9 protein-coding genes are annotated in these 12,786 nt (G+C 61.1%); all 9 read right to left on the minus strand.

The features are described from left to right. Positions 1 to 104: 104 nt before the first annotated feature. The 9 genes from infB to KO539_RS19645 all read right to left on the minus strand — a co-directional run bounded on the left by infB (position 105) and on the right by KO539_RS19645 (position 12,780). The gene (infB, locus tag KO539_RS19605) at positions 105 to 2,963 is read right to left on the minus strand and encodes a translation initiation factor IF-2 (RefSeq protein ID WP_219311038.1); all 2,859 of its coding nucleotides are present in this window, start codon (positions 2,961 to 2,963) and stop codon (positions 105 to 107) included. A 46-nt stretch (positions 2,964 to 3,009) separates the two neighbouring features. Continuing rightward, entirely contained in the window at positions 3,010 to 4,575 is a 1,566-nt protein-coding gene (gene nusA / locus KO539_RS19610; protein WP_035825194.1) for a transcription termination factor NusA, read from the minus strand. After that, on the minus strand, positions 4,572 to 5,060 hold the full coding sequence (gene rimP, locus KO539_RS19615) for a ribosome maturation factor RimP (protein WP_035828693.1): 489 nt from the start codon (positions 5,058 to 5,060) through the stop codon (positions 4,572 to 4,574). Before rimP ends, nusA begins: the two co-directional genes overlap by 4 nt. A gap of 343 nt (positions 5,061 to 5,403) precedes the next feature. Beyond that, positions 5,404 to 7,509 carry a 23S rRNA pseudouridine(2605) synthase RluB gene (gene rluB, locus KO539_RS19620; protein ID WP_219311040.1) on the minus strand — a complete coding sequence of 702 codons (2,106 nt, stop codon included), beginning with the start codon at positions 7,507 to 7,509 and terminating at the stop codon, positions 5,404 to 5,406. Continuing rightward, positions 7,502 to 8,296 carry an SMC-Scp complex subunit ScpB gene (gene scpB, locus KO539_RS19625; protein ID WP_035825189.1) on the minus strand — a complete coding sequence of 265 codons (795 nt, stop codon included), beginning with the start codon at positions 8,294 to 8,296 and terminating at the stop codon, positions 7,502 to 7,504. Before scpB ends, rluB begins: the two co-directional genes overlap by 8 nt. Before the next feature lie 204 nt (positions 8,297 to 8,500). Continuing rightward, the gene (locus KO539_RS19630; protein ID WP_219311041.1) at positions 8,501 to 8,677 is read right to left on the minus strand and encodes a hypothetical protein; all 177 of its coding nucleotides are present in this window, start codon (positions 8,675 to 8,677) and stop codon (positions 8,501 to 8,503) included. 17 nt (positions 8,678 to 8,694) lie between these two features. Next, a complete protein-coding gene (locus KO539_RS19635; protein WP_219311043.1) occupies positions 8,695 to 9,714 on the minus strand; it encodes a glucokinase in 1,020 nt (339 codons plus the stop codon). Positions 9,715 to 10,098: 384 nt separating this feature from the next. Continuing rightward, positions 10,099 to 11,061 carry a VTT domain-containing protein gene (locus tag KO539_RS19640; RefSeq protein ID WP_035825185.1) on the minus strand — a complete coding sequence of 321 codons (963 nt, stop codon included), beginning with the start codon at positions 11,059 to 11,061 and terminating at the stop codon, positions 10,099 to 10,101. A gap of 27 nt (positions 11,062 to 11,088) precedes the next feature. Then, entirely contained in the window at positions 11,089 to 12,780 is a 1,692-nt protein-coding gene (locus tag KO539_RS19645) for an ABC transporter ATP-binding protein (RefSeq protein ID WP_219311045.1), read from the minus strand. Between the last annotated feature and the right edge of the window lie 6 nt (positions 12,781 to 12,786).

The raw sequence follows: 12,786 nt of genomic DNA on the forward strand, positions 1-12,786 counted from the left end.
TGTCCTAAGTGCCGCAGGGCGCATGAGTCAAACGGTTGCCCGTTGACCAATGCGCCCCACGTGTTTGCGCGGACAACGATATGTCCGCGCCATTACTTCTGTGATTACAGGGTACGAGCGATTTCCTGGACTTCGAACACTTCCAGGGTGTCGCCAACCTGAATGTCGTTGTAGTTCTTCAGCGACAGGCCGCACTCCAGACCGGCGCGAACTTCTTTCGCATCGTCCTTGAAGCGTTTCAGGGATTCGATCTCGCCACTCCACACCACGATGTTGTTGCGCAACAGGCGGACGGAAGAAGCACGCTTGACCACGCCATCGGTGACCAGGCAACCGGCAATCGCGCCCACTTTCGAGACCAGGATAACCTGGCGGATCTCGACCTGGCCGATGACGGTTTCGCGTTTCTCCGGCGCCAACATGCCCGACAACGCCGATCTGATCTCGTCGATCGCATCGTAAATGATGTTGTAGTAGCGAATGTCCACGCCATTCGACTCGGCCAGCTTGCGTGCCTGGGCATCAGCACGGGCGTTAAAGCCGATGATGACCGCTTTCGAGGCGACTGCCAGGTTGACGTCCGATTCCGTGATGCCGCCGACGGCTGCGTGCACAACTTGTACGCGCACTTCGGAGGTCGACAGTTTCTGCAGCGAACCGACCAGCGCTTCTTGCGAACCTTGCACGTCGGTTTTGATGATCAATGGCAAGTTTTTCACTTCGCCTTCGGCCATCTGGTCGAACATGTTTTCCAGTTTCGCAGCTTGCTGTTTCGCCAGTTTCACGTCGCGGAACTTACCTTGACGGAACAGACCGATTTCACGCGCCTTGCGCTCGTCAGCCATGACGACGACTTCTTCACCGGCAACCGGCACTTCCGTCAAGCCCTGGATTTCGACCGGAATCGAAGGACCGGCTTCAGCGATCGACTTGCCGTTCTCATCCAGCATGGCGCGAACACGGCCATACGAAGAGCCAGCCAGAATCACGTCGCCGCGTTTCAAGGTACCGGACTGCACCAGGATCGTCGCGACAGGACCACGGCCCTTGTCCAGACGCGCCTCGACGACCAGGCCGCGCGCAGGCGCATCGACCGGTGCCGTCAGTTCCAGCACTTCGGCTTGCAACAGCACTTGTTCCAGCAGGTCGTCGATACCTTGACCCGTTTTGGCCGAGACCGGCACGAATGGCGATTCGCCACCGTATTCTTCCGGCACGACTTGTTCGGCGACCAGTTCCTGCGTCACACGGTCAACGTTGCCGCCTGGTTTGTCGACCTTGTTGATCGCCACCACCAGCGGTACGCCGGCTGCTTTCGCATGGGCAATCGCTTCTTTCGTTTGCGGCATCACGCCATCGTCGGCGGCAACCACCAGAATGACGATGTCGGTTGCCTTGGCGCCACGGGCACGCATCGCGGTAAACGCTTCGTGGCCCGGGGTGTCGAGGAAGGTGATCATGCCGCGTGGCGTATCGACGTGGTAAGCACCGATATGCTGCGTAATGCCGCCCGCTTCGCCGGAAGCAACCTTGGCGCGACGAATATAGTCCAGCAGCGAGGTCTTGCCGTGGTCGACGTGACCCATGACGGTGACCACCGGTGCGCGTGGCTTGGTTTCGAAGTGCGCGTGTTCGCCCACATCGGCCAGCAACGCTTCCGGATCATCCAGTTCGGCGGCGAACGCCTTGTGGCCCATTTCTTCCACCAGAATCATGGCGGTTTCCTGGTCCAGCACCTGGTTGATCGTGCACATCTGGCCCAGTTTCATCAAATGCTTGATGACTTCGGATGCCTTGACGGACATTTTGTGCGCCAGTTCGGCCACGGTGATCGTTTCCGGTACGTGCACGTCTTTGACGACGGCTTCCGTAGGAGCCTGGAAGTTCGATTCACGGTCGTCATGGTGCGTCGGGCGACGGCCCTTCGCGCCACCGCGCCAGCTGTCACGGCCGCCTGGGCCGCTGTTGCCGCGTGGCTTGGGACCACCGGTGGTGCCGCGTTTTTTCGCGTCATCGGACCAGGTGGACGACACATTCGCCGACTTGATGGATTTCTTGTCTGCAACAGCAGGCTTCTTGTCGCCCGGCTTGTCGCCAGGTTTCTTGTCAGCTGGCTTGTGCAGGGTGCCTTCCGGCGCCTTCGGCTTGACGGGAACCGGTACGGGTTCCGGTGCCTTGATGGCGCGGCGTGGCGCGTTCATCATGGCCTTGATCTGGGCGACTTCGTCGGCAACGGCCTTGCGTGCACGCTCGGTGGCTTCCGCTTTGTCAGCGGCTTCCTTGGCGGCAACAGCAGCGGCAGCCGCTTTCTTCTTCGCTTCTTCAGCGGCAGCAGCTTTTTTCGCTTCGGCGGCGGCGTCGTCAACGACAGGCGCAGCGGCGCTGGCGGCAGGCGCGGCAGCAGCCTTGGCGGCGGCTTTCTTCGCTTCCGCTTCAGCTTCTTTCTTCGCAGCCAGTTCAGCCTGTTGCGTGGCTTTCGCCTGGGCTTCTTTTTCCGCGTCGAGCTTGGCCAGACGTTCTTGCTTTTCGCGCAGATCGGCTTCCTGGCGGGCGATCAGTTCAGCCTGTTTACGGGCTTCTTCTTCACGGCGCGCCACGTCGGCGGGATCGATCACCGGTGCGGCAGGCGCGACCGGCTCTGCTGCGACCGGCGCAGCTTCGTCACGCTGGACGAAAGTGCGCTTCTTGCGCACTTCCACCTGGATGGTGCGCGATTTGCCGGTTGCGTCAGCTTGTTTGATCTCAGTCGTTTCCTTGCGGGTCACGGTGATTTTTTTCTTTTCTGTGTCAGCCGCTGCGCCGTGTGTGCGGCGCAGATGATCCAAAAGCTTGTCCTTATCATCTTTCGACAATGGATCTGACGTCGAACTTTTCTCGACGCCGGCAGAACGCAGCTGCGTCAGCAGCAAATCTGCAGGCATCTTCAGTTCGGTGGCAAATTGGGCTACGTTGTTACTCGCCATTCAGTCCTCTTTTCTATGTGTCGCGGAGATGATAAAGATACTCAAATTAAGCCTTTGCGGATTCGGCCAGACTCCATGCCTTGGCTTGCAACGCCTTGGCACGATCGTCGTATTTCGAGTCAACCAACTTCATCTCATCGTCGGTCACATCTTTAAATTCACTTGTAATCAGTTCACGCGCACGGTCCGCAGACAAGGCCAGGATTGCGCCAAATTCGTCGTATGCCAGTGCTGCAAATGCTTCAACGGTCTTGATACCAGCCAGACCCAGCTTGCCGGCGGTAATGCGGTCCATGCCTTCCAGACCCACCAACGCCTCGTCCATGCCTTCCAGACCCTCTTCCGAAGCAATCGCTTCGGTAACGAGCGCATCACGCGCACGGGTACGGAGTTCATTGACGGTATCTTCGTCAAACGATTCGATTTCCAGCATTTCGGAAATTGGCACGTAAGCGATTTCTTCCAGACTGGCGAAACCTTCTTCCACCAGAATATCGGCCACTTCCTGGTCGACATCGAGCTTTTCCATGAACAGGATGCGCACGGCAGCCGTTTCCTGGGCAGCTTTGTCAGCCGATTCTTCGGCCGTCATGATGTTGATCTTCCAGCCGGTCAGGTCAGAGGCCAGGCGCACGTTCTGGCCGGAACGGCCGATCGCGATTGCCAGGTTTTCTTCGTCCACGACGACATCCATCGCGTGTTTCTCTTCATCGACCATGATCGACGACACGTTCGCCGGCGCCAGGGCGCCGATGACGAACTGCGCCGGATCTTCCGACCACAGCACGATGTCGACGCGTTCGCCACCGAGTTCGCCGGTGACAGCCTGCACGCGCGAACCGCGCATGCCGACGCAAGTACCGATCGGGTCGATGCGCTTGTCGGCCGTGTAGACGGCGATCTTGGCGCGGACGCCGGCATCGCGGGCCGCGGATTTGATTTCCAGCATGCCTTGCTCGATTTCCGGCACTTCCAGCTCAAACAGCTTCATGATGAAGTCTGGCGCGGTGCGCGACAGAATCACTTGCGGGCCGCGCATATTGCGGTCGATGCGCAAGATGAAAGCACGCACGCGGTCGCCGATACGCAGATTCTCTTTCGGGATCATCTGGTCGCGTGGCAAACGTGCTTCGATCTTGCCCGATTCGACGATGGCGTCGCCGCGTTCCATGCGCTTGATGGTGCCGGTAACGAGCGAGTCGCCGCGTTCCAGGAAGTCGACCAGGATCTGTTCGCGTTCGGCATCACGCACGCGCTGCAGGACAACCTGTTTGGTATCCTGGGCGAAACGGCGGCCGAATTCAACGGATTCGATCGGTTCTTCGATGTGGTCATCGACTTCGATATCGGAAATCTGTTCTTTTGCCTCGAAATGCAGGATCTCCTGATCCGGCAATTGCAGGCCCGCTTCATCGGGCACGACGTGCCAGCGGCGGAACGATTCGAATTCGCCCGTTTCGCGGTCGATCGAAACGCGGATGTCTACCTCACCCTCATACCGTTTCTTCGTGGCTTGCGCCAACGCGAATTCGAGGGCGCCGAAGACGACATCTTTATCGACGTTTTTTTCGCGCGCCAGCGCGTCAACCAATAATAAAACTTCGCGGCTCATGCTTTGCGTCCCTTAAAAACCACCTGCGGCACCAAGCGTGCCTTATCCACATCCGCGAGCGTAAACTCCAACATCGCCGGACCATCCTTACCTTCAAATTCCAACGACAATTTATCGCCCACGGGTTCTTGCAAGATCCCCTGGAACGATTTCCGGTTGTTCGTACCCGGCATCGCCACCATCAGCTTGACGATGATTTCCTGACCTGCGAAACGGACAAAGTCTTCCAGCTTGCGCACCGGACGATCGAGACCCGGGGAAGAAATCTCGAGACGCTCGTAAGGAACGTTCTCTACCGTCAACACATGCGATAACTGGTGACTCACCGTGGCACAGTCTTCGACCGTGATCGGACCTTTTTCAGCGGCATCGGCGGCGCTGAAATCAATAAAGACGCGCAGCAGTCCGCGCTCGGCACGTTCGACATCAACGAGCTCATAGCCCAGACCAGTAACTGTCTTTTCAATTAATCCCAACTGCTGCAAGAAATTCTCCAGAAATAAGGCCCGTTTTCGGCATGACAGCACCACTTGGGCGCCGACAACATGCAAAAACACGCATTCAAGTCATATATGGCCCCTTGCGGAGCCATGACAAACGGTTCAACAAAAAAAAAATGGGCATCTGCCCATCTTCTTGTATTTCCCCAACCAGATGAAAGCACTCCCCACCAAACAACCCTGCGGAGAACTTTTATTAGGCTGCAGATTATAACCTCTTATTAACTTCGCCGCAATGCCGCACACGAGGAGCGGCCCGGCTTACAACAGTTACAAGAGCGCGCACCCGCGGCAGATCGGCGGGTGCGCAAGAAGAAACTCTTCCCGATTAACCTTTGCTGCGGCGGCGCGGCATGCCATCCATGCCGCCGCGATCCATGCCGCCACGCGGCTGGCCACCGGAACGCGCTTGCCCACCGGCACCACCGCCCGTATTGCGGCGCGGACCCGTGTTGGCGAAGCCGAATGCCGTTTGCAGCGGATCGGGCTGGCGCGGACCGCGCTGCGGCGCGCGGCCTTCACCACCACCGGCCGGACGGCCCTGCCCCTGGCCTGCCGCACGCGGCGGACGAGCCTGGCCTTGCGGCGCGCCTTCGAACGATGCCGACGAACGGGGCTGACCACCCTGGAACGGACCTTGCGGCTGGCCACGGCCAGGACCACGCGCTTCGCCTGGACGGCCGGCGCCGCCTGGACGGCCCTGGCCTTGCGGACGGGCAAACTGACCTTGCGGCTGACCACGGCGCGGCGCGACCGGGAACGGATCGGCGTTGCGGTTGCTCACATCGATGCGGTTGCCATTCGGCTCGTCATCGCGGTCCTTGCGTTCGACCTTGCGCGCTTCGCGGCCCTTGGCGGCGCCAGCGGCACGGGGGTCGCCCGATGCCGGCATTTTCTTTTCGATGCCGTAGGCGGTCAGCAGATCGCGCACGGTGTTTTCATCCATCTCTTCCCAGCGGCCGCGTTTCAGGCCACTCGGCAGGGTCATGGCGCCGTAGCGGGTACGGATCAGACGCGAGACGGTCAGGCCGATCGCTTCGAACATGCGGCGCACTTCGCGGTTACGGCCTTCGCCGATCACCACGCGGTACCACTTGTTGATGCCTTCGCCGCCGCCATCGGCGATCTTCGAGAACTGCGCCAGGCCGTCTTCCAGCTCGACGCCGGCCAGCAGTTTCTGGCGCATGCCCTCTTCCAGCTCGCCCAGGGTACGCACGGCGTACTCGCGGTCGATGCCGTAGCGCGGGTGCATCAGGCGGTTGGCCAGATCACCGGAGGTGGTAAACAGCAGCAAGCCTTCCGTGTTGAAGTCGAGGCGGCCAACGGCCAGCCATTTACCCGCCTTCATGGTCGGCAGGCGGTCGAACACGGATGGACGGCCGTCCGGGTCGTTGTGGCTGACGATTTCGCCGGCCGGCTTGTGGTAGACCAATACGCGCGGCGGCTTCTTGCTGACGCGGCGCTGAATCAGTTTGCCGTTGATGCGCACGTGGTCGCTCGGCAAAATGCGCTGGCCGATGTGGGCCGGCTCGCCATTCACGGAAACGCGGCCCGAAATGATCAGGTCTTCCATGTCGCGGCGCGAACCGAGACCGGCTTCGGCCAGCACCTTGTGCAGCTTCGGCGCGTCGTCGTCGGACGTCAGGTCGCGGCGCACGGCCACTTTCTGTACGCGGCCCGTGCCGCCTTCTTCGCTGTCGAACGCGTCGGAGGTGACGAACGAGAAGACAGCATCAGCGTCGCTGAGTTTGCCTGGCGCAGCCTGGCGGCCTTTGCCCTTTTTACGGCTCTTGCCGGCATTCTTGCCAGCGCCCGGCACGTCGTTGCGCGGACCGCGCGGCAGGCGCGGGCCGGACACGAGGTTGCCTTCGGCATCGAACACGTCGGCGACAGGCGCGGCGGCTTGCTCTGCGGCAGGCGCGGCTGCAACGGCTTCGGCGGCCTGCGGTGCTTCGGCGCGCGGCGGCTGGCGCAGTGCGCGTTCCGCCTGCACGCCACGCATCTGGCGCGGACCGCGGGTCGGACGTGCTTCGGCCGGCTTGTCGGCGACGGCTTCGGGCGCCGTTTCAGCGACGGCGGCAGCGGCCTTGGCGGCGGCGCGGGCGCGCGGCGGACGCGGCGCAGGTGCGGCGACTGCCTCGGCAGCCGCTTCGGCGGCGTCGGCCACGGCTTTCAGGGCTGGCTTGGCGCGGGTTTTCTTGACGGCTGGGGCGGCTTCAACTTCAGCAGCGGCGGCGGCAACGGGCGCATCGGCGGCCACGTCGGCTTTCGTGCGGCGCTTCGGCTTGGCAACGGCGCTATCGCCGGCAACTGCGGCAGCAGCGGTTGCAGCAACCGCGTCGGCTTCGATCTGAGCCTTGGTGCGGCGCTTGGGCTTGGCAACGATGGCTTCGTCGCTGGCGGTTACTGTCTCGGGTGTGTTCGGATTATTCATTCTTCGTTTCTTGGCTGTGCTGACCTGGCGCAGCGTCAACCGTTAGTTCTGGCGCAGGGTCGTGAGTGTAGGCTTCGTCCGTGGGCGAAGCATCGGGGCCGGCATCAAGGCTTGCTGTCACATCTATATCTGTCACAGCCGTATTGCTACCTGCACCAAGCTGGGGGACAAGCTCATTGCTTGCCTTGTCAAAATTTTCTTGCAGGGCCGCTTCCAGGGCTTCGAGCCCATTGCCCTGCATCTCGCTGATTTGCTGCAAAGGCGGCAACTGGGACAGCGATTGCAAACCCAGGTCATCCAAAAACTGCTTGGTGGTGGCCAGCAAGGCCGGCCGTCCCACCACGTCGCGGTAACCGATGGCATCGACCCAGCCACGGTCTTCCAGCATCTTGATCGTCTGCGAATTGACGGCAACGCCGCGAATTTCCTCGATATCGCCGCGCGTCACCGGCTGGCGGTAGGCGATGATGGCGAGGGTTTCCAGGGTCGCCCGCGAATACTTGGGCGGCCGCTCGGGCGTCATGCGATCGAGATACATCTTCATTTCCGGGCGGCTTTGAAAGCGCCAGCCCGACGCCAGACTGACGATCTCGATACCGCGCCCTTCCCACTCATCGCGCAACTCTTCCAGCAATTGCTTGATCGTGTCGGCGCCAACGCCGACGCCGCGCACGCGACCATTCTCGTCCGCATCGACGAACAGCTTCTTCAAGCTGTGGATCGTCAGCGACTCACGAGCGCACAGCAACGCGGTTTCGAGGACTTTTTTAGCCTCAATTGTATTCATAGCAATTCTGTGCGGATGTGTGTTGCAATTCGTATGCAGAGAAAGAAATCAAAAACGTTCATTTCAACGTAACAGAGGGCAGACATCGATGATGACGCCGTGCTGGGTTACTAGTTGAGGCTGTTTTTCCGACGCCTTGGCCGATGCGCGCAAAGCGGGACTAAAGCGGATGCAGTGAAAGTCCTGCCATCCATGGTGCTGGCCTTAAATAACCAGCAATGAAACGAACTCCGGAGCAGCTGCTTTTCCCGTGGCGACAAACCAGCCAGACAGGAGAGCGACAGTCGTCGTTTCATCCAACGATGCCAATTGTACCTGATAAAAAGCGGAAAAGCGCAAAACCGGGCAAAACACGCGTTTTACCCGGTTCTGGCGCGACATATCGCCCGCTGCCCGCATCACAGGGAGGCGAGTTTCTCCGACAGAATGGCCGATGCACCCAGGAAAGCTGGGTACTGCGCCGTGATGACGAAGGTCGGCACTTGCGAGACATAATTGGCGAAGCGGCCCTTGCGCTCGAAGCGGGCGCGGAAGCCGGAGCGGTCGAAACGCGCGCCCAGGCGTGGCACGATGCCGCCGCCGATATAAATGCCGCCCAGCGCGCCCAGGGTGACGACAACGTTGCCCGCTACGGTGCCAAGCATGCAGCAGAACGCTTCGATGACGTCGTCGCACAGCTGGGATTCGCCAGCCAGCGCGCGGCGCGTGATTTCCGCCGCCGGCAAGTCTTCGGCCGGCACGCCCGCGCGGTCGGCCAGGGCACGGTAGATCAGTTCCAGGCCATCGCCGGAAATCAGGCGTTCGGCCGAGACATGCTCGTATTCGCGCCAGGCAAATTGCAGAATGCTCACTTCCGTTTCATTGAACGGCGCAAAGCTGACGTGGCCGCCCTCGCTTTGCAGGGCGATCCAGCCGCCATGCGAAGGAATCAGGCCCGATACGCCCAGGCCCGTGCCGGCGCCGATCAGGCCGATGGCCGTGTTCGGACGGGCCGTGCCCGCGCCCACCTGGTGTTTTTGCTCGTTCGACAACTGCGGCAAGGCGCGCGCCAGGGCCGTGAAATCGTTGACCACGTCCAGGGTCGTGAAACCGCACTCTTCGCGCATGGCGCGGATCGAGAACGACCAGTGGTGGTTCGTCATGCTGAGGAAATCGCCGTCGACCGGGTTGGCGATGGCGATCACGGCATGGCGCACGGCTTGCCCGCCGGCGGCCGCGATGTGCGGCAGGGCCAGATAGGCTTGCAGGGCGGCGGACAGGCTCGGGTAATCGGCACAGGGCAACACTTCCACCAGGGTGATGTGGCCAGCGGCCACTTCCAGGGCGAAACGGGCATTGGTGCCGCCCACGTCGGCCAGCAGGCGCGGTCCATCGGCGAAGGCGGAAGTCGGCAGTACGGGAGAAGACGAAGCGCTCATGATTTTAAATGATGAAGTGGGACGCATGGGACGCCAAGCTTAAAGGATGAATGCGCCCTGAGGCAAGCAAAGTTTGTAGTTTAAGTACATCAAAACGAGCCTTTATTGGTAGTTCCACTCCAAATGCAACAGGCAGCGCAAAAATTGCTTGAAAACAATGATTTATAGTAAGTGCTTGCACTCATCGGGAGCGCGAAAAGCATGTTGCATAGCAGCAGAAATCGCCTTGAAAACACAGTATGCCGGAGTTTGCGCAAAGCCGCTTTGTATGGAACGGCGCAGGTGCGGCGCTGCCGTCCGGGCGGCGCTGCAACGGTGTTTTCGTATTATTACTACCGACTTGCGTGCTACCAAGCAACAGCTATCGGCCAGCAATGAGGCGGATCAGGAAGGCAAACCTTCGCCCAGCAGGCTGGCGGGCGCCGGCTCGTCCGAGCGGTAGGCGGCATTCCAGGCGTCCAGGCCGCCATGCAGGGGCTTGGCCCGGTGAAAGCCGTGCTGGTGCAGCAGCTTGGCCACTTGCGCGGCCGTCACGTCGTTGGGACAGCTGCAATACACGATGATGTGGCGGTCCTTGTCCATGGCGATCATGGCCGGCACGGGTTCCTTGCCGTTGAAGAACAAGGCGCCCGGCACGGCCGGCTCCAGCGCCTGCGCCGTGGCGCTGCGCGCGTCGACCATCAGCGGCTCCTCGCCCTGCTCTATGAGTTCGAGCAATTCATCGATGCCGATGCGCTCGATCTGCAAGGCCTGGCGGAAACGCCGGCGTTCGAGGAATTTGTACAGCAGGAACAAGCCCAGCAAGGTGGCCAGCATCAGCAAGGCCGTGCTGCCCATGGTGCTGAGCAAGTCGAGCACTTGCTGCACGCTGGCATGGAAAATCACGCCGACGACGATGCCCGTGCCGCTCCACAGCAAGGCGCCCAGGCCCGCGTACAGGAAGAACAGGCCCGGCGGCGTGCCCAGCGCGCCCGACATGGGCGCGGCCACGGTATTGAAACCCGGCACGAATTTGGAAACGATCAGGGCTTTCGGGCCCCAGCGCTTGAATTTGTCTTCCGTCTGGCTGACGCAGTAATCGGGCGACAGCGAGATGCGGCACAGCAGCCGCAGGATGCGCTTGCCGAAATGGCGGCCCGCGCGGAACCACGTGAAGTCGCTGATCAGGCAGGCGCTTAGCGCGGCGGCCAGCACCAGTCCCCCATTCATGTCGCCATCGACGGCCAGCGCCCCCGCCACCACGAGGATGGGAAAGGCGGGAATCGGCAGGCCGAGCTGCTCCACCAGCACGATGCCAAAGACAATCAGGACACCGTAATGTTCGAGCAGGTAAATGAGGTTGGGCATGGCCGCTATCTTACCGTAAAAGCGTGTTTATATTTGCACGCCCTTGGGTATGGCGCTGAGCAGCGTGCGCGTGTACGGATGCACGGGATTGCGGTACAGCTCGTCCGAATCGGCCAGCTCCACCACTTGCCCCTTGTGCATCACCATCACCTGGTCGGCGATGTATTTCACCACCGACAAATCGTGCGAAATGAAGATGTAGGACAGGCCGAATTCATCCTGCAAGTCCTGCAGCAAATTGAGTACCTGCGCCTGCACCGACACGTCCAGCGCCGACACGGATTCATCGCACACGAGGATTTCCGGCTGCATGGTCAGGCAGCGGGCAATCGCGATGCGCTGGCGTTGTCCGCCAGAAAACTCGTGCGGATAGCGGTGGAAGGCCTGTTCCGGCAGCCCCACCTTGTCTAACAGCCAGTAGGCCTTGGCGATGCGTTCCTGGTCGGTCGCGCCGATCTTGTGGATGCGCATCGGTTCCAGCAAAATCTGCCCCACCGTAAAGCGCGGGTTCAAGGACGCGTATGGATTCTGGAAGATGATCTGGATGCGGCGTTTATACGGCAAATATTCCTTGTTCGGCATGGCAATCAAATCCTTGCCGTGGAACATGGCCGTGCCGCCCGTTGCCTGGTGCAGGCGCAGCAGGGTCAGGCCCACCGTCGTCTTGCCGGAACCGGACTCGCCCACCACGCCCAACGTCTTGCCGCGCGGCAAAGTGAACGACACGTCCTTGACGGCCTGGAATTCGCGCTTGCCGAACAAGCCTACGCGCGTATAAAAACTTTTACTGAGGTTATTCACCACCAGCACGGGCTCGTCGCCCGGCGTGTAGCCGCGCGTGCGCTGCTGCATTTCAATACCGGGGCCGGCCTTGCCGTCCATGTAATCGGCAATCACGGGCAGGCGCCACGGGCGCTCGTCCAGCGAGGGGCGGCAATGCAGCAGGGCTTTGGTATAACTGTCTTGCGGCGCTTCGAACACTTGCCGCACCTCGCCCGTTTCGCGCACTTCGCCGTGGCGCATGACGATCACCTGGTCGGCGATCTCCCCTACCAGGCCCAGGTCGTGGGTAATGAAGAGCACGGACATCTGATGCTTCTTTTGCAGCGCCGCGATCAGGTCCATGATCTGCTTCTGGATCGTCACGTCGAGCGCCGTCGTCGGTTCGTCCGCGATGAGGAGTTTCGGTTCGCAGGCGATCGCCATGGCGATCATCACGCGCTGCTGCTGACCGCCCGACATCTGGCTCGGGTAGGCGTCGATCTTGGTGGCCGGATCGGGGATGCCCACTTCTTCCAGCAGCGCCAGCGTACGCGCGCGCGCCTGCTTGCGGTTCATGCCCATGTGCTGGCGCAACACTTCGGCGATCTGGAAGCCGACCGTAAACACGGGGTTCAGCGACGACATCGGCTCCTGGAAGATCATCGAGATATCCTTGCCGCACATGGTGCGCCGCTCGGCGATCGACAATTTGAGCAGGTCGCGCCCGCCGAAATGGATGCTCGAGGCGGGGGCTATGATGGTGTTATCCGGCGGCAACAAGCCCATCACGGCCAGCGAGCTGACGGACTTGCCGCTGCCCGATTCGCCCACCAGCGCGACGGTGCTGTTGCGCGGCACGTTGAACGAGATGCCCTTGACGGCTTCGAACGTGGTCTTCTTGTCCAGGCGGAAGGTGACGCGCAGGTCGCGCACTTCCAACAGGTTATTCTGGTCCATGAGCAA

It is taken from the genome of Janthinobacterium sp. NKUCC06_STL (assembly GCF_019345455.1).
Lineage (GTDB): Bacteria > Pseudomonadota > Gammaproteobacteria > Burkholderiales > Burkholderiaceae_D > Janthinobacterium > Janthinobacterium rivuli.